An 18,362-nucleotide genomic window follows, 5' to 3' on the forward strand; every position below is an offset into this window, starting at 1 on the left:
NGGAGCGCTGGAACACCGCTCGCGGCCGGTTCCGGGCGAAGACCAAGCACGGTAACCACAACTCCTGGCTCGACGCGCACGGCGACACCTACGACGTGGTGCTCTCCGTCGACCCGGACCATATTCCGTTGCCGAACTTCGCGGAACGCATGCTCGGCTATTTCCGGGATCCGAACGTCGCGTTCGTCGTCGGCCCGCAGGTCTACGGAAACTTCCGTCATTACCTGACCCGCGGGGCCGAGGCGCAGAACTACATGTTCCATTCCGTCGTCCAGCGGGCGGCAAACCGGTTCGCCGCCGGGATGTTCGTGGGCACGAACCATGCCTACCGGGTCGAGACCTGGCGGCAGATCGGCGGCTTTCAGGACTCGATCACCGAGGATCTCGCGACGTCCTTCGCCGTCCACGGCGCCCGCAACCCGCAGACGAACCACCGCTGGACCTCGGTCTACACCCCGGACGTCATCGCCGTGGGCGAGGGCCCGGCCACCTGGACGGACTTCTTCAGCCAGCAGCTGCGCTGGGCGCGCGGTGCCAACGAGGTCCTCGTCACCGAGGCCGCCGGTCGGATGCGCAAGCTTGCCTGGGGCCCGCGGCTGCACTACGCCACGCTCATGCTGCACTACCCGACGGTCGCTCTGACCTGGATCCTCGGCATGATCCTCACCACGACGTACATGGCGCTCGGCTCCACCGGGGTGGTCCTGCACGTCTCGGCGTGGCTGGCGCTCTACATCGACGTGTTCGCCGCCCGACTGCTGCTCTACTTCTGGCTGCGCCGGTTCAACACCAGCCCGCACGAGGAGGCGGGCAGCGCCGGGATGTCCGGCATCTTCGTGTCGGTGCTGTGCACGCCGTTCTACTCGACCGCGCTGGTCGGGGCCGTCTTCCGGCGCAAGCTCGGCTTCGTCGTGACGCCGAAGGGCGACCAGGCGAGCCCGGACCGGCTGCTGACCTTCCGCAAGCACCTGTTCTGGGCGGCCTGGTCGGCCGGGTCGATCGCGGCCGCCGCCTCGCTCGGCCACCTGTACCCGGCGAACATGGTCTGGGTCTCGCTGTCGCTGGTGATCTGCCTGCTGCCGATCGGGTTGTGGAGCCTCGAACCGATCCTCGCACCGCGCCGTGCGGCGGCGCCGAACCCGCTGCCCGCCGCGCACGTGCCGGCGCCGCGCCGCGCGCCGCAGACCGTCGGGTCGGCCCGGTCCGCGCCCGTCCGCGCGGCCGCGGCCGGGTACCCGTCGGCCCTCGATCCGATCACCGAGGAGGTGCCGGCCGCCGTCGTCGCGGCGTTCGCCGACCCGGCGACGGAGCACGTGCCGATCCCCGCGGGGCTGGCCGGCGCCGGCGCGGCGGGCATCGGCAACGAGACCCTGACGATCGTCGGGTCGAAGGCCGCGGCCGCCGCGCCGGCGAGGGCGGCCGGCCGGGCGGGCGATTCCACGGGCGTGGACGGTCCCACCATCCTGCTGTCCGCCCCCGCGGCGGCCGCCGCCGCGGCCCGGGTGGCGGCCGGTGCCGGTGCCGGTGCCGGTGGCGTCGGCCTGGGCGGCAGCGGCGGCGCCAGCGCTCGCGCCGGCGGCGTCGATCAGGACACCGTCATCACCCGCACGCTGCCCGCTGCTCCCGAGGAGCGGGCGCCGCGGGGCCAAGACCGGCCCGTGGACGGGCGCGAGCGGCGCCGAGAGCGCCGGGCGGCCGAACTGCCCGCCGACCTGCCCGCCTACGCCGACGACGAGCCCGTCTACGCCGAGCAGGAGACCATGCTGACCCCGCGCAAGGAGCTGGCCGGGGTGTCCGCCGCGGGCGAGCTGCCCGCCTACGTCGAGGACGTCACGATGAGGCTCACCCCGCGCCGCCGCCGCGTCACCCTGGACGGCACGCTTGAGGAGCTGGGCTGATGGCCGACCGTCCAAGGCGGTCCGGATCGTCGCCGGATCCCGACCCGCCGACCGTCTCCGACCTGCACGCGCTCGGCGCACCGGCGCCGGCCGACGATCCGCGGATGGCCCCCGTCGTCGCCCGGCCGACGACCTCCCGGCGGCGTCGGCGGCTCCTGCAGGCGACGATCATCGTGCTCGTCGTCCTCGCCGGCAACTTCCCGTACATGGACTCCTGGGCGTCCGACCGATACGACGAGTGGCGCTCCCATCAGCCCGCGTACATGCGGGACAACGGGCGCTGGGACATCGTCGCGGACAGCGGCTCGCGGTCCATCCATGCCGCACTGCTGCGCACCGGCAAGGTTCTGTTGATGGCCGGCTCCGGCAACGACAAGAACAACTTCGACGCCAAGCGGTTCGAGACCATCCTGTGGGATCCGACGGCGAACAGCTTCCAGAAGATCTACACGCCGTGGGACGTCTTCTGCGCCGGTCACGCGTTCCTGCCCAACGGCGACCTGCTCATCGCCGGCGGGACGAAGGCCTACGAGGTGCTGGCCCAGGACGCCCCCGACGGCAAGAAAAAGGAATACGAGGGGCTGAAGGACTCCTACGTGTTCGATCCGATCAGCCNGCGGTACGTCAAGACCGGATTCCTGCAGCATGCCCGCTGGTACCCGACGCTGGTCACGCTCGCCAACGGTGCCGTCGTCGCCGTCTCCGGACTCAACGAGAACGGCGACATCGACCCGGGCAACACCGAGTCCTTCGACATCGCGAGCTCGGCCTGGATCGANCATCCGGAGCTGGTCAAGGAATTCCCGACCTACCCGTCGCTGCTGCTCACCGCGGACGGGCGGCTGTTCTTCTCCGGCGCCAACGCCGGCTACGGGCCGGCGTCGCTGGAGGCGCGCCAGTCGGGGCTGTGGAACCTGACGAACAACCAGTTCCAGGCCGTTCCCGGGCTGCCGCTGCCTGAGGTCAACGAGACGGCCGGCACCGTGCTGCTCGCCCCGGCGCAGGACCAGAAGGTGATGTTCATCGGCGGTGGGGGCGTCGGCGACACCCAGGTGGCGACCGATCGCACCGCCATCGTCGACCTGTCCGCGCCGCAACCTGCCTGGCAGCGCGGTCCGGACCTCAGCTCGCCGAAGCGGTACCCGGGCGCCGTGCTGCTTCCCGACGACACCGTGCTGGTCTCCGGCGGGTCGCGGCGCTACCGGGCGAAGGACACCCTCACCGCCGAGATCTACGACCCGGCGACGAAGGCGTTCCGCCCGGTGGCCGACCCGCACGTCGGCCGCGACTACCACTCCGAGTACCTGCTGCTGCCCGACGGCCGGGTCGCGGTCTTCGGCTCCAACCCGCTCAGCGACGACAACACGTTCGACACCCGCGTCGAGGTCTACTCGCCGCCCTACCTGTACGCCGGGGAGCGTCCGGTGATCAGTGGTGCCCCGGGCACGATCACCCGGGGCACCACGATCACGCTGCGTGCCTCGCAGAAGATCGGCAAGGTCCGGCTGATGCGGCCCGGCGCCTACACCCACGTGACCGACACCGAGCAACGGTCGGTGGCGTTGCCGATCACGGCACAGGCGGACGGTACGGTCACCGTGAGCGTGCCGGACAATCCGAACGTTCTGCCGGGTGACTGGTACATGCTCTTCGTCGACAACGGTGCGAACGTGCCGTCGGTCGCGACCTGGGTGCACGTGACCCCCTGACGGCCGCCGCCGCGGCCGGTGGCGCCGGTCAGCCGGTCGGTCGGCAGGTCGGCCGGTCGGTCGGCCAGTCGGTCAGCCGGTCGCGGCGCGGTTGCGGCGGGGTCGCGGCCGGCGGGGGAGTGGGCCCCGCGGCGACCGCCCCACGCCGAGGTCGGCGAGGCCACCGTCGAGAGGAGTGCCTTCGTGCCGACGTCCAGGTCCCGGGCCGCCGTTCCCATGCCGCCGGGCGGCGACCGTGTGTGGCCGGGCTGGCCGCGACGGGCCCCTGCCCCGCGCGGCCAGGGAGTGCGGGGGTGGCGCCCGTGCGCCTGCGGCCGTCCCCGCGGGGTCGCGGCCGTCTTCGCACTGGTCGCGGCGCTGGTCGTCACGCTGGTCGGGTGCGGCCCGGGCGGCGGCGGGAAGTCGGCCGGCGGGGCCGGCGGTGCCGTGGGCGTGGGCGCTGTCACGACCGCGGTGCCCGCCCCGGATCCGACCCGCTGCCCCGCGGGCGGCGGCGCCGGGACGGGTCCCTCCCTCGCCGCTTCCTCCCTCCCCGCCGACGGGGCCGTCGCCCGGGGCCGCGCGCCCCGCGGCCCGTTTCTCGTCGACCTGGCCAGCCAGGCGGCGCAGCAGGCGCAGGCCCATCCGGCCGACGCCGCGGCCATCGCCCCGCTGGTCCAGACCTCGTCCGCCTTCTCGGTCGGCGACTGGATCACCGACGTCGTCGGCGAGGTCCACCGCCGGGCCGCCGCGGCTGCGACGGCCGGAGCCACCGCGGTGTTCATGGTTTACGCCATCCCGCACCGGGACGTGGGAGCCGGTTTCTCCGCCGGCGGGCTGCCCGACGCCGTCGCCTACCGCCAGTTCACCCGCCAGGTCGCCGCGGGCATCGGCGGCGCGGCGGCGGTCATCGTGCTCGAACCCGATGCGCTCGGGCAGATCGACCAGCTCGACGCCGCGCAGGCGGCCGAACGCTACGCGCTGCTGCGCGACGCGGTCGACGTGTATGGCACGCTGCCGGCGACCAGCGTCTACCTGGACGGCGCGAACTGCGGCTGGATCGCCCCGGCGGTCATGGCCGGGCGGTTGGCGCAGGCCGGGATCGCGCACGCCCGCGGCTTCGCCGTCAACGTGGCGAACTATTACCGCACCGAGGACGAGGCCGCTCGCGCCGAGGTCCTCTCCCGCTTCGTCGGAGGGGCGCACTACGTCGTCGACACCTCCCGCAACGGCCGCGGCCCGGCGGTCGGGCTGACGAACGCGTGGTGCAATCCGCCCGGACGCGGCCTCGGCGAGAAACCCACGACCAGCACGGGATATCCGCATGCGGACGCGTTCCTCTGGGTGAAGACGCCCGGCGCGAGCGACGGGGAATGCGGCCGTGGCGATCCGGCAGCGGGCACGTGGTGGCCGGAACAGGCCGCGGAGCTCGTGCGCAACGCCGCGGGCTGAACGCCGGCCGGTTATGCGCTCCCCCCGGACGGGGGAGGGAAGTCTCCCGGTACGGAAGATTGCCCGATACCCGCCGGAGTGTCGCCATTGTGGCCGTCGATATGCTCTTTTCCGACATCGGGGCACTGCGCGTCAACACCGCGCGGTCGCGTGCATTCGGAGGTCGCGTGTCGGACGCCTCGGGTCACCGCCGTCATCGTCGTCCCACCCCGTCGGCGGGGCGGGACGCGGCGGCCGCGGGCGCCCCACGGGGCCATCGTGGCCGGTTCTTCGCGCTGCTCTGGCCGTTGGCGGCGCTCATGGTGTGCGCCGGCTTCGGGCTCGAACAGCTCGTCATCGAGCCGGCCTACGGGTCCTCGGGCGGATCGAGCACGGTCGCCGCGCAGCCGGGCGTCGTCACCCTCACCCCTGCCCCGGCGCCGCCGGATCCGACGCCGGCCTCGCCGGGCACGGTCCAGGTGGCGAAGGCCGGCGTGGCACTCGCGCCGGCGGCCCATGCTACCCGGCCGGTGGCGTCGGCCAGCACGGCGGTCGCGGTGGGCGGGCTCACCGCCGCGGGCACCGGGGGTTCCGGCGCGCCGGCCGACGCCGCAGCGTTGCCGGCGGTCGTCGGTGCGACGGCCGGCGACCCGTTCGCCGCCGCGACCCTCTACGTCGATCCCGCCGGCGACGCGGCCCAGGCGGTGCGCACGCTGCGCCAGACCGATCCCGCCGGGGCACAGACGCTGTCCCGGCTGGCCGGCCGCTCCCACGCCGACTGGTTCGGCGACCCGGATCCCGCCACCGTGCGCACCCGCGTCGCCGACCGGGTTCGGGTGGTGCGGGCGGCCGGCGCGCTGCCCGTGCTCGTCGCCTACGCGATCCCGCAGCGCGACTGCGGCGGCGGCCAGTCGGCGGGCGGGGTCGCCGGCGAGTCCGCCTACCGGGCGTGGATCGCCGCCTTCGCCGCCGGCATCGGCTCCGGTCCCGCCGCGGTCATCCTGGAGCCGGACGCCCTGGCCCAGATCGACTGCCTGGCACCGGCCGCCGCCACCGCCCGGTACGCGATGCTCGGCTACGCCGTCGACCAGCTCGCCGCGGTCGGGGCCGAGGTCTACCTCGACGCCGGCAACGCATCCTGGCATTCGGCCGCCGACACCGCCGCCCGGCTGCGGCAGGCCGGCGTCGCCCGCGCCCGGGGCTTCGCCCTCAACGTGTCGAACTTCGACGAGACCGCCGACGAGACGGCCTACGGCGATGCGGTTGTCGCCGCCCTCGGCGGCACCGCCCACTACGTCGTCGACACCTCTCGCAACGGTCGGGGGCCGGCCGCCGACAACGCCTGGTGCAACCCGCCCGGCCGAGGCCTGGGCGTGGCCCCCACCGACCGGACGGGCAATCCGCGAGCCGACGCCTACCTGTGGATCAAGGTGCCCGGGGAGTCGGACGGCGCGTGCAACGGCGGTCCGGCCGCCGGCGGATGGTGGCTCGACTACGCCATGGGCCTGGCGAGCAGGGCCGCGTGACGACGCGCGGCGGGCCGTCGGGGCGGGGCCGCGCGGCGGTGCTGCTCGGCTGCCTCGTCGCGCTGCTCGGCCTGCTCGCCGCCTGCGGGCCCGCAGGCGGCTCGGGGTCGACGGCCGGGGGACCGGTACACCTCGACGACGTCGGCGGGGCCACCGGGGTGCGGGGCGTGCGCCTCGACCCCCCGGTGCGCCTGCCCGGCGTGACCCTCACCGACACCACCGGCCGGCCGTGGACCCTGCCGGCGGCCGCCGATGGCCGGCTCACCCTGCTGTTCTTCGGCTACAGCTCCTGCCCGGACGTCTGCCCCACGACGGTCGCCGACCTCGCCGCCGCGGTGGGTCTGCTCACCCCCGCGCAGCGCGCCCGNGTCCGGGTGGTCGTCGCGACAACCGACCCGGCCCGAGACACGGGTCCGGTCCTGCGCCACTGGCTCGACCAGTTCGACCGATCGTTCGTCGGCCTGACCGGGCCGGCCACGGCGGTGACCCGACTCGCCGACACGGCCGGCGTCACCTTCAGCACGCCGACGCCGGCCGCGGATGGCACGATCGTGGTGCCGCACGGCAGCCAGGTCACGGCGATCGGCCCGGACGGCGTCGCCCGCGTCGGCTACCTCGCCGGCACCGCCGTCGCCGACTACGCCCACGACATCCCGCTGCTGCTCGCGGGAGAGAGCTGAGCGCGGGGCCCGACCGCCCGGCGCCACGCGACGGTGGCGAGGGGAGCGGCCCGGATGCCGGACAGCACGCAGCCGGATACTTCTCGGCGGTCGGGNGCTTCCTGGCGGTCGGGTGCTTCCCGGCGGCGTGTTCTGCCGAGGTCGGGGACGTCGCCGTGGTCACCGGGGCGCCGGCCGCGACTGGCAGGGGCGCTCGTGGTGCTGGTCCTGGTGCCCGCGCTGGTCGGCTGCGGGTCGGGCGGCCGGACGCCGACCGGTGGCCCGGCCGACCGGCCACGCTATTTCGGCCCGGTGGCCCCGCCGGCGGGAGAGGGGTTCTACCGCCCGCCCGTGCCGCTGCCCGCCGGCCGTGCCGGGGATGTTCTGTGGTCGCGTCCCGTGCCGGCGGCGGGGCCGTTCGCCACGGCCGGGGCGCGGGTGGTCCAGGTGCTGTACCTGTCCAGCGGGGCGCTCGGTAGGCCGATCGCGGTCAGCGGCACCGTGCTCGTCCCCGTCCACCCGGCCGGCGACGCGCCGATCCTCGGCTACGCGCCCGGCACCCAGGGGCTCGGCGACGACTGCGCGGCGTCGAAGGGACTCGCCGTGGGCGTCAACCTCGCCGTCGGGGCGATCACTGAGGCGCTGGGCCGGGGGTGGATCGTCGCCGTGCCCGACTACGAGGGGCTCGGCACCCCGGGCGAGCACACCTACGTCGTCGGGCCGGCCGAGGGGCACGCCCTGCTCGACATCGTGCGGGCCACCCCGCGGGTCGCGGGGCTCACCGGCGCGGCGCATCGGCGGGTCGGGCTGACCGGCTACTCGCAGGGCGGGGGAGCCGCGGTGTGGGCGGCGCAGCTCGCCCCCGCCTACGCGCCGGACCTGGACCTACGCGGGGTCGCCGCCGGTGGCGTGCCGGCCGACCTGGGGGCTGTCGGGCGCGCCCTGGACGGAAAGGGGGCCGCCGGGCTCGGTCTGGCGGCCGCGGTCGGCCTCGACGCGGCCTATCCGGACCTGCGGCTGAACGCGCTGCTGACCCCGTCCGGCCGCAGCGTGTTCGCCGCCGTTCGCACCGCCTGCTCGCTGGCCCTGGTCACCGGGTTCGCCGGCAGGCGGATCGCCGACCTGACGACCACCGATCCGATGACGCTGCCGCGCTGGCGGGCGCGGCTGGCCGAGAACACCCTGGGACGGGTGGCGCCCCGCATTCCGCTCTACCTCTACCACGCCACGTCGGACAGTCTGGTCGCCTTCGGCCAGGCGGCGCGCCTGCGGACGGAGTACTGCACCCGGCGGGTCGCGGTGACCTGGGCTCCCTTCCCCGGCGACCACATCGACGGGGTGGGGCGCACGCAGGATGCGCTGCGGTTCCTCGCCGACCGCTTCGCCGGCCTCCCGACGCACGGGAACTGCTGACCCGCACACCGCCGCGCCGCGCCAGTTGCCGGATGCCATTCCCCGACCATTTCTTCGAATAGGGAGGCGGCGAATACGGGAAATGGTTGTCNCTGTTCGGGGGATTCGTGATCTGCTCGCCGTCCACCGCCGCGACGGTTATCCACAGCTTTCATGTTGCCTCTGGCTGGCGGGTCGATTCTGTTGGATTCTCGGTTCATGACCTTTTCCCGCTCGGCCTCGACCCCGCCGACCCGACCCGTCGTCCGCCGCTACCCCGGTCTCGACCCCGCCGTCGCGCTGGCCCGCCGGCAGGGCGGGGTGATCACGTTCCGGCAGGCGATGTCCGTCGGCCTGACTCGCGGTCAGCTCCGCCAGCTCGTCCAGTCCGATCAGTGGAGCCACCCCGTCCGCGGTGCCTTCGTCGTCCCGGTCGTCCCCCTGAACGAGGACGTCGCCGGGCCCGGCGACGAGCGGCGGGGCTCGGGCTGGGCGCCGGAGCCGGCGCCGTTCGCCGACGAGCCTCCTGCGGTCGCCGAGGATGGATGGCACTGCGGGCACCTCGCCGCTCGTGGCGGCCCGCTCCTCCCGGTGCTCCCCGGTGGTGCGGTCCCCGCCGCCGCGGTCCCCGGTGGCGCGGCCCCCGCTGGCGTCTGCCCGGGGGTGTTCGCGCCGCCTCCCTTTCCCCTGTCGGCGCGCGTGCGGGCGGCACTCGTCGGCCGTCCGCACGCGGTCGTCTGCAACATCACCGCCGCCCGGCTGCTCGGGTTTCCCGGTGGGGAGCCGGAGAATCCGGCCGAGCCCGTGCACCTGCTGCTGCCGCCCCGGCTCACGCGGGCGCAGCCGCGGGGAATCCGGCTGCATTTCACCGAGCTCGGCGCCGGCGAACAGGTCGACCTGGCCGGGATTCCCGTCACCTCGCCGGCGCGCACCCTCGCCGATCTCGTGCTCGCGGCGCCCAGCCGGGAGGCCGCCGTCACCGAGATGGACGCCGCCCTGCACAGCGGGGTCGTGCCGAACCTGCGTGCGGCCCGCGAGGCGGCGGCCGGGCGGCGGGGCTTCCGGCCGACGCAGGACTGGTGGGATCTGGCCGACGGGCGGGCGGAGTCGGCGCTCGAGACCCGGCTGCGGCTGCTGCTCGCCGACGCGGGGCTCGCGCCGCCCCAGTTGCAGTGGCCGGTCCAGGACAGCGGCGGCCAGGCGATCGCGAAGCTCGACCTCGCCTGGCCGGAGCACCGGCTCGACGTGGAGGCCGACACGTACACCACGGCGAGCTCCGCCGAGGCGTTCCACCTGGAGCGGCTGCGCGGCAACCTGCTCGCCGCCCGGCGGTGGGCGGTGCTGCGGTTCAGCGCGCTGGACGTCGCCTGGTACCCGGAGCGGATCGTCGCCGCCGTCGACCGGTTCCTCGCCTCCCCCACGGCGTGGGACGAGGCGGAACGGCAGGCCTCGTGAGTATTGCCACCATCCGGACAAAGGCGTGCAAGGACTTGTGACAGGAAGTACATTCCAAGCCGCCCGGGCGTCCCACGCCTACGATCCGGAACATGAGCGTTCCATCGGCCGGGCTGTCGCTGGCCGCAGACTTTCCGGAGGCCACCCGCGCCGAGTGGCAGCAGCTCGTCCTGGNCGTCCTGCGCAAGTCCGGCGTGGCGACCNAGTCGAGTGCCGCCGGCGAAGTCGAGGAGCTGCTGGCCACGCGGACCTATGACGGCCCGCTGATCCGACCGCTCTACACCGCCGACGACCTGCCCGCCGGCGGGGTGGGCCTGCCGGGCCTCGCGCCGTTCGTGCGGGGTGGTCGGCCCCAGGGCGCGGGCCCCACTGGCTGGGACGTCCGCGCCCTGCACGCCGGTCCCGACGCGAAGGCCGCCGCCGATGCCGTTCTCACCGACCTGGAGAACGGCGTCACGTCGCTGTGGCTGCGCCTCGGCTCCGGCGGGCTGCCGATCGGCGCCCTGGCCACGGTGCTCGGCGAGGTCTACCTCGACCTCGCCCCCGTCGTTCTCGACGCGGGCGCGCAGACCCGGTCGGCGGCCGAGGAGCTCTTCCGCCTCGCCGCCGCCCGCGGCGTGCCCGGCTCGCAGCTCGCCGGCAGCCTCGGCGCCGATCCGATCGGCCTGGCCGCGCGGGCGGGTCTGCCGGCGGACGGGCCGGCGGGGCTGACCGAGGCGGCGGCCCTCGCGGCGCGCTGCGTGGCCGAGTTTCCCGGCGTGCGGGCCCTCGTCGTCGACGCCCAGCCCTACCACCGCGCCGGCGGCAGCGACGCCGAGGAGCTCGGTGCGTCGCTGGCCACCGGGGTCGCCTACCTGCGCGCGCTCACCGACGCGGGGCTGAGTCTGCCCGAGGCCCTCGGGCAGCTCGAGTTCCGTTACGCGGTCACCGCCGACCAGTTCTCCTCCATCGCGAAGCTGCGGGCCGCGCGCCGGCTGTGGTCCCGGGTCGCACAGGTGTGTGGGGCCGAGCCGGCCGAGCGCGCCCAGCACCAGCACGCGGTCACCTCGGCGGCGATGATGACGCGGCGCGATCCCTGGGTGAACATGCTGCGCACCACCCTGGCCTGCTTCGGCGCCGGCGTCGGCGGTGCGGACGCGGTGACGGTTCTGCCGTTCGACACCCGCCTCGGCGTGCCCGACGACTTCTCCCGGCGGATCGCCCGCAACACCCAGACCCTCCTGCAGGAGGAGTCGAGCCTGATCCGGGTGATCGATCCGGCCGGTGGTTCGTGGTTCGTGGAGTCGCTCACCGCCGAGCTCGCCGAGGCTGCCTGGGCCTGGTTCACCGAGATCGAGCGGGCCGGCGGGATCGTCGCCGCCCTGCGCTCCGGTCTCGTCGCCGAGCGGATCGCGGCCACCTGGGCCAGGCGCGCCGAGGCGATCGCCCACCGGCGCGATCCCCTCACCGGCGTCAGCGAGTTCCCCAACCTGGCCGAGAGCCTGCCCGAGCGCGTTCCGGCCCCGGCCGAGGAGCGTCCCACCATCGACGGGACGCCCGGCCTGCCCGAGATCCACTACGACGCCGACTTCGAGGCGCTGCGGTCGCGTGCCGACACCCACGCCGAGGCGGCCGCCCGCCCGGTGGTGTTCCTGGCCACCCTCGGCAGTGCCGCGGCGTCGACCGCCCGCGCCACGTTCGCCGCGAACCTGTTCCAGGCGGGCGGGTTCGAGACCCCGACGTCCGGCCCGGGTACCGACCCGGCCGCGATCGCGGCGGCCTTCGCCGCCTCCGGCGCCGCGGTGGCCTGCCTCTGCTCGGGCGACAAGGTGTACGCCGAGCACGCCGCCGCAGTGGCCCGGGCGCTGCGCGACGCGGGCGCCCGCCAGGTGTGGCTCGCCGGTCAGCCGGGCTCGCGCGCCCAGGCCGACGCCGAGGCGGGCATCGACGGGTACGTCTTCACAGGATGCAATGCGGTCGCCGTGCTCCAGGCGACGCAGGCCGAGGCGGGAGTGCGCTGATGTCCGTGGACAGCTCGAACCGGCCCTCCGCCGCCATCCCGGACTTCTCCCAGGTGGAGCTCGGCGGCCCGCCGGCCGGCGCGGACACGCCCGAGGCCGCGTGGCGCACCGCGCTGGAGGCGGCGACCGGCAAGGACGTCGACGCCCTGACCTGGGACACCCCCGAGGGCATCGCGGTCAAGCCGCTCTACACTGCCACCGACACCGCCGGGCTCGACTTCCTGCGCACCTACCCGGGGATCGCGCCGTTCCTGCGCGGCCCCTATCCGGCGATGTACGTCACCCAGCCGTGGACGATCCGTCAGTACGCCGGGTTCTCCACCGCCGCGGCGTCCAACGCCTTCTACCGGCGCAACCTCGCCGCCGGCCAGAAGGGCCTGTCGGTCGCCTTCGACCTGCCGACCCACCGCGGCTACGACTCGGACCACCCGCGGGTCACCGGGGACGTCGGGATGGCCGGGGTGGNCATCGACTCCATCCTCGACATGCGCCAGCTCTTCGACGGCATCCCGCTGGACCGGATGAGCGTGTCGATGACCATGAACGGCGCGGTGCTGCCGGTGCTCGCGCTCTACATCGTGGCGGCCGAGGAGCAGGGGGTGGCTCCGGAGCAGCTCGCCGGGACCATCCAGAACGACATCCTCAAAGAATTCATGGTCCGCAACACCTACATCTACCCGCCGCAGCCGTCGATGCAGATCATCTCGGACATCTTCTCGTACACCTCGCAGAAGATGCCGAAGTTTAACTCGATCTCCATCTCCGGCTACCACATGCAGGAGGCCGGCGCGACGGCCGACCTGGAGCTCGCCTACACCCTCGCCGACGGCGTCGAGTACATCCGCNCCGGCCTGGGCGCAGGGTTGGCGATCGACGCATTCGCCCCGCGGCTGTCGTTCTTCTGGGCGATCGGGATNAACTTCTTCATGGAGGTCGCCAAGCTGCGCGCGGCCCGGCTGCTGTGGGCGCGGCTGGTCAACCAGTTCTCGCCGACGAGCTCGAAGTCACTGTCGCTGCGCACCCACTCGCAGACGTCCGGCTGGTCGCTGACCGCCCAGGACGTGTTCAACAACGTGGTGCGGACCTGCGTCGAGGCGATGGCCGCCACCCAGGGTCACACCCAGTCGCTGCACACCAACGCCCTCGACGAGGCGCTGGCGCTGCCCACCGATTTCTCCGCCCGCATCGCCCGCAACACCCAGCTGCTGCTGCAGCAGGAGTCCGGCACCACCCGGGTCATCGACCCGTGGGGTGGCAGCCACTACGTCGAGCGGCTCACCTACGACCTGGCCCGCAAGGCGTGGGGTCACATCAGCGAGGTCGAGGCGTCCGGCGGCATGGCGCAGGCCATCGACGCCGGCATCCCCAAGATGCGCATCGAGGAGGCCGCGGCGCGTACCCAGGCGCGCATCGACGCCGGCCGCCAGCCGCTCATCGGCGTGAACAAGTACCGGGTGGCCGCCGACGAGGCGATCGAGGTCCTCAAGGTTGACAACTCGGCGGTGCGTACCGAACAGATCGACAAGCTGCGCCGCCTGCGCGCCGAGCGTGACCCGGCCGCGGTCGAGGTGGCGCTGCACGCGCTCACCGCGGCCGCGGACGCCGCCCGCGACGGCCGTCGCGGTCCCGGCCTGGAGCAGAACCTGCTGGCGCTGGCCGTCGACGCGGCCCGCGCCAAGGCGACGGTCGGCGAGATCTCGGACGCGTTGGAGAAGGTCTACGGGCGCCATTCCGGCCAGATCCGTACCATCTCCGGGGTGTACCGGGACGAGGCGGGACCCGCCGGGAACGTCGCCGCCGCCCGCGAGGCCGCCGCCGAGTTCGAGCGCCAGGAGGGCCGCCGGCCGCGCATCCTCGTCGCGAAGATGGGCCAGGACGGCCACGACCGCGGCCAGAAGGTCATCGCCAGCGCCTTCGCCGACATCGGCTTCGACGTCGACGTCGGCCCGCTGTTCCAGACGCCCGCCGAGGTCGCCCGTCAGGCGATCGAGGCGGACGTCCAGATCGTCGGAGTGTCCTCGCTGGCCGCCGGGCACCTCACCCTGGTGCCCGCGCTGCGCGAGGAGCTCGCCGCGCTGGACCGGTCCGACATCCTCATCGTGGTCGGCGGGGTCATCCCCCCGGGCGACTTCGACGAGCTGCGGGCCGCCGGGGCGGCGGCGATCTTCCCGCCGGGTACGGTCATCGCCGACGCGGCGCTGGAGCTGCTCGCCACCCTGTCGGCGCAGCTCGGCCACTCCGCCGCCTGAACCGGTCGAGCTGTGGCATCTCTGGCAACGGCACCGCCGGCTATGGCCTGGCCGGCACCGGCGCCGCCGGCTATGGCGTCGCTGACGTCGTGACCCGGCGCATCGATCTGACCGAGTACGCGGACGGCGTGCTGGCCTCGTCGCGGACCTGGATCGCGCGGGCCATCACGCTGGTCGAGTCCAGCCGGCCCGACCACCGGGAGCTCGCCCAGCAGTTGCTGGTGACCCTGCTCCCGCACGCCGGCAAGGCGCGCCGCGTCGGCATCACCGGGGTGCCGGGCGTGGGCAAGTCGACGTTCATCGACGCGCTGGGCACCATCCTGACCGGGCGAGGCCACCAGGTGGCGGTGCTCGCCGTCGACCCGTCGTCGACGCGGACGGGCGGCAGCATCCTCGGCGACAAGACCCGGATGGCCGCGCTGTCGGTGGACCCCGCGGCCTTCATCCGACCGTCGCCGACCGCGGGCACCCTCGGCGGGGTCGCGAAGGCCACCCGGGAGGCGATGGTGGTCATGGAGGCGGCCGGCTACGACGTCGTCATGGTCGAGACGGTCGGCGTCGGCCAGTCGGAGACGACGGTGGCCGACATGGTCGACACCTTCCTGTTCCTGACCCTGGCCCGCACCGGCGACCAGCTTCAGGGGATCAAGAAGGGCGTGCTGGAACTCGCCGACGTCATCGCGGTGAACAAGGCCGACGGCCCGCACGAGCTCGACGCCCGCCGCGCCGCCCGCGAGCTGGCCGGGGCGCTGCGGATGCTGCAGGGCTCCTCGGGGCCGCGCGACTGGAACACCCCGGTGCTCACCTGCAGCGCCGCCGAGCGCACCGGCCTCGACACCGTCTGGGCGCAGGTGGTCAAGCATCAGGACACCCTCGACGCCTCCGGCGAGCTCGCCGCCCGCCGCCGGCGCCAGCAGGTGGACTGGACCTGGGCGATGGTCCACGACCGGCTGCTCGCCGAGCTGCGGGCGCACCCGCGCGTGCGGGAGATCGCCCCCGACCTCGAACGTCGCGTCCGCGACGGCACNCTCACCCCCGCCCTCGCCGCCGACGCGATCCTCGCCGCCTTCGGCGACCCTGCACCACCCTCCGGCACCGGGCGATAACTCCCACGCCGCCCCGCGGTTCGCTTTGGCTCCAGTTCCTCGCTGTCTTGCACCGGACACGAAGATTGCCTGGTCAAGCGTCTACGATGATCGCACCATCTAGAGGGGCGAGAGCTCCGGCGGTCGGGGGCGGTCCAGGAGCCCCGGGGTGCCTCGGTGATCGTGTGGTTTTCGGGAGTCGCGGTGAGTTATCAGCTCGGTATCGATGTCGGATCCGCGAACACGATCGTTGCGGTCACGGACGGCGGCTGGCCCCGCGTGCTCGAACTCGGCGGGCAGCGGCGGCTGCCGTCGGTGGTGTTCGCGCCACCGGGCGGCGGTCTGCAGTTCGCCCGCGCGGCGGCCCGGCGCGCCCAGGCCGATCCGGCCCGGTCGGCGACCGATCTGCTACGCCGGCTCGGCGACGGCGGCCCGATCCTGCTCGGCGGCGCCGCCTACAGCCGCGAGGGTCTGCTTGGCCGGCTGGTCGCCCATCTCGTCGGCCTGGCCGTTGATCAGCTCGGCGGGCTCCCGGACCAGGTGGTGGTGACCTTCCCGACGTTCTGGTCCCCGGGCCGGCGGGAGACCTTCACCGACGCGATCACCCAGCTCTCCGGGCTGGAGCTGCCGGTCGTGGCCCTGCCCGCGGCCGACGCGATGGGGACGCTGCTCGCCCGCAGCTCGGTGACCCAGACGGTCGACCTCGTCGGCTGGTACGACCTCGGCGCGGGCTTCCTTGACGCCGCGGTCCTGTCCTTCTCGCCGTTCGGGTTCCAGCTCGTCGGCGCGCCGGCGGGGCTGCGTCACGGCGCCGGCCTCGATCTCGACGAGCTGCTGGTGGACCGGGTGCTGGCCGTGGCCGGCATCGCGCCCGCGCACCTCGACCGGGCCGACGCCGCCACCCGTGTCGCGCTCGCCCGCCTGCGCCGCGAGGCCGCGCAGGCCAAGGAGGTCCTCGCCGAGGAGGACGAGGTCGACCTGGCGGTGGAGCTGCCCGGCATCGACGCCTCGGTCACGCTGACCCGCGGCGAGCTGGAGACGCTCGCCGGCCCGACCGTCGACGACACCGTCGAGACCTTCCGGCGGGCGTTGCGCTCGGTGCCGGCGGACCCCGCCGACCTTTCTCGCATCCTGATGTCCGGTGGGGTGGCGCATCTGCCGCTGGTGGCGCGCCGGCTGCGTGCCGCCTTCCCGGAAATCGGCCGGATCGAGCACCGCGCGGACGCGGACGTGGCGATGGGCGCGGCACTGATCGCCGCCGACCTCGCCGATCGTTCCGCCCGGGCCGGTGGGGCGGTGTTCGGTGCCGTGGGAGCGGCGGGCGCCGGGGCCATCGAGGAGCCGTACGACGTCACCGCGGTCATCCGCCCGCCGGACGCCTCCAGCCTCACGTCGCTGCCGCCGTTCCTCTCCGGGGGCGGGACGCCGCCGCCGGGGGCCGGTGCCGGCGGGGCAGCCGGCGAGGGCGGGGCGGCGGTCGCCGCCGGATCGTCGGACGGCGGGACTCCGGGCCCCTACGGGGCGGCGGGCGGTTCACCCGGTTTCGGCGAGGCCACCGTGCTCACACCGGACGCCGGTCGCGGTCATGGCGCCGCCGGCCTGCCGGGTGGGGGCGGCGGTGGTGCGCTCGGCCAGCCGGGCGCGGCCCCCGGTGCCTATGCCGCGGCCGCGAGCGCCGACGAGACCGGACTGCTCCCCGCGGACGCAGCGGGTGCGCCCGTGGGCGCCGCCGCGGACGCCGGGGGGTCGCATCGCGCCACGCAGGGAGGCGGCGGCGGGATCTTCGGGTCCCGTCGGGTCATGGTGGCCGCGGCGATCATCGCCGTCCTGTTCGTCGCCATCGGGACGACCGCCGGAGTCGTGCTCACGGGGCGCGACTCGGGTTCGGGCGGGGACTCCGTGGCCGCCGTCGGGGGAGCCTTCCCGACCACGGATCCGATTCCACCGTCGTCCAGTCCCACCTCCGAGCCGCCGGCCGCCACGAACCTCGTGCGGGTCGCGGGCTCCTCCGAGGTCGCCCCCATCACCGAGACCGCCTACAACGAGTTCCGCCAGACCCAGCGCAACGTCACCGTCAACATCGAGGCGACCAGCACCGAGGACGGTTTCGCGGCCCTGTGCAGCGGCAAGGCCGAACTCGCCGACGCCTCCTTCGAGCTCACCCCGGGAATCGTCAAGGATCCCGGATGCGCGAAGCAGGTCGTCGGGTTCGAGGTCGCGCACCACACCCTGCCGATCGTGGTCAATCCACAGAACACCTGGCTGCACTGCCTCAGCCTCAAGCAGGTCAAGCAGATCTGGGGCGCCGACTCGTCGGTGACCCGCTGGAGCCAGATCGACAGCTCGTTCCCGGACGAACCGATCGCGTTCGTCGGCCCGCCCCACGACTCGGTGCAGGCGGAGGTCTTCAACGCGACCATCAGTGACGCCAGTGACCGCTNCCGCGCCTACCGGCAGGTGGACCTGAGCGGGGTCGCCAACGACGTCGCCGGCGACCGGTCGGCCATCGGTTTCCTGGATTACCCCACCTACGAGACGTTCGGCGCCAGGCTGCGCGGAGTGGAGATCAACAACGGCGAGGGGTGCGTCGCGCCGACCGCGGTGGCCGTCGGCACCGGGCTTTACCTGCCGCTGTGCAAGCCGCTGTTCGTCTACGCCCGCACCGACGCGCTGCGTCGGCCGGCGACCGCCGCCTTCCTGCGCTACTTCCTGGAGAATGGTCGCAAGATCGCCTTCGACGCGCACTACGTGCCGCGCAGCGACGACACGGTCGGGGAGAACGTCGCCAGGCTGGAGAAGCTGACGACGGGGGTGGGACCGGTACCCGCCTGACCAGGCGACCGGCCCGCAGCGTGTGCGGGCCGGTTGATCTGCGTGGCAGGGTGGGGGACGCCGGCCGGGCGGTCGCACGGTGCGGCGAGCCTGCCGGCTCTCAGGTCACGGACTCTCAGATCACGGACTCTCAGGCGACGGAGTGGG

Annotated in this window: 8 protein-coding genes and 10 pseudogenes; all 18 read left to right on the plus strand. The window is 74.2% G+C overall.

Features of this window, described 5'->3' with window-relative positions:
* Position 1 precedes the first annotated feature (1 nt).
* A pseudogene (locus FF86_RS11255) lies at positions 2-1,898 on the plus strand (glycosyltransferase family 2 protein); the annotation flags it as partial.
* Positions 1,899-2,002: 104 nt separating this feature from the next.
* Positions 2,003-2,513 (plus strand): annotated as a pseudogene (locus FF86_RS65825) (galactose oxidase); the annotation flags it as partial.
* Position 2,514: 1 nt separating this feature from the next.
* Positions 2,515-2,676 (plus strand): annotated as a pseudogene (locus tag FF86_RS65830) (galactose oxidase); the annotation flags it as partial.
* Between the two features lies 1 nt (position 2,677).
* Positions 2,678-3,607: pseudogene (locus FF86_RS46105) on the plus strand (galactose oxidase-like domain-containing protein); the annotation flags it as partial.
* Between the two features lie 183 nt (positions 3,608-3,790).
* Positions 3,791-5,038, plus strand: coding sequence for a glycoside hydrolase family 6 protein (locus FF86_RS11265; protein WP_044884533.1), 1,248 nt, complete (start codon positions 3,791-3,793; stop codon positions 5,036-5,038).
* 167 nt (positions 5,039-5,205) lie between these two features.
* On the plus strand, positions 5,206-6,543 hold the full coding sequence (locus tag FF86_RS11270) for a glycoside hydrolase family 6 protein (RefSeq protein ID WP_236705406.1): 1,338 nt from the start codon (positions 5,206-5,208) through the stop codon (positions 6,541-6,543).
* The coding region (locus FF86_RS46110; protein WP_242418566.1) for an SCO family protein at positions 6,498-6,910 on the plus strand (413 nt) is incomplete at its 3' end. The genes FF86_RS11270 and FF86_RS46110, both read left to right, overlap by 46 nt.
* A 1-nt stretch (position 6,911) precedes the next feature.
* A pseudogene (locus tag FF86_RS46115) lies at positions 6,912-7,223 on the plus strand (SCO family protein); the annotation flags it as partial.
* Positions 7,224-7,418: 195 nt separating this feature from the next.
* Complete coding sequence (locus FF86_RS11280; protein ID WP_242418567.1) at positions 7,419-8,615, plus strand: lipase family protein; 1,197 nt, start codon at positions 7,419-7,421, stop codon at positions 8,613-8,615.
* 198 nt (positions 8,616-8,813) lie between these two features.
* Complete coding sequence (locus FF86_RS11285; protein ID WP_044884484.1) at positions 8,814-10,049, plus strand: type IV toxin-antitoxin system AbiEi family antitoxin domain-containing protein; 1,236 nt, start codon at positions 8,814-8,816, stop codon at positions 10,047-10,049.
* A 204-nt stretch (positions 10,050-10,253) separates the two neighbouring features.
* A pseudogene (locus FF86_RS11290) lies at positions 10,254-12,049 on the plus strand (methylmalonyl-CoA mutase subunit beta); the annotation flags it as partial.
* Positions 12,049-12,514, plus strand: a 466-nt coding sequence (locus tag FF86_RS46120) for a methylmalonyl-CoA mutase family protein (protein WP_242418568.1), incomplete at its 3' end; no start/stop codon positions are given. The pseudogene FF86_RS11290 and the gene FF86_RS46120, both read left to right, overlap by 1 nt.
* A gap of 1 nt (position 12,515) precedes the next feature.
* A pseudogene (locus FF86_RS46125) lies at positions 12,516-12,894 on the plus strand (methylmalonyl-CoA mutase family protein); the annotation flags it as partial.
* Between the two features lies 1 nt (position 12,895).
* A pseudogene (locus FF86_RS46130) lies at positions 12,896-12,965 on the plus strand (hypothetical protein); the annotation flags it as partial.
* Position 12,966: 1 nt separating this feature from the next.
* Positions 12,967-14,298: pseudogene (locus tag FF86_RS46135) on the plus strand (methylmalonyl-CoA mutase family protein); the annotation flags it as partial.
* An 89-nt stretch (positions 14,299-14,387) separates the two neighbouring features.
* Positions 14,388-15,325: methylmalonyl Co-A mutase-associated GTPase MeaB (gene meaB / locus FF86_RS11300; RefSeq protein WP_242418569.1), on the plus strand; the 938-nt coding region annotated here is incomplete at its 3' end.
* A 376-nt stretch (positions 15,326-15,701) separates the two neighbouring features.
* On the plus strand, positions 15,702-17,823 hold a 2,122-nt coding region (locus tag FF86_RS11305), incomplete at its 3' end, for an Hsp70 family protein (protein WP_313954320.1).
* A 1-nt stretch (position 17,824) separates the two neighbouring features.
* Positions 17,825-18,215 (plus strand): annotated as a pseudogene (locus tag FF86_RS46140) (molecular chaperone DnaK); the annotation flags it as partial.
* Positions 18,216-18,362: the final 147 nt, after the last annotated feature.

This window comes from Frankia sp. CpI1-P (genome assembly GCF_001421075.1).
GTDB classification, from domain to species: Bacteria; Actinomycetota; Actinomycetes; order Frankiales; family Frankiaceae; genus Frankia; species Frankia torreyi.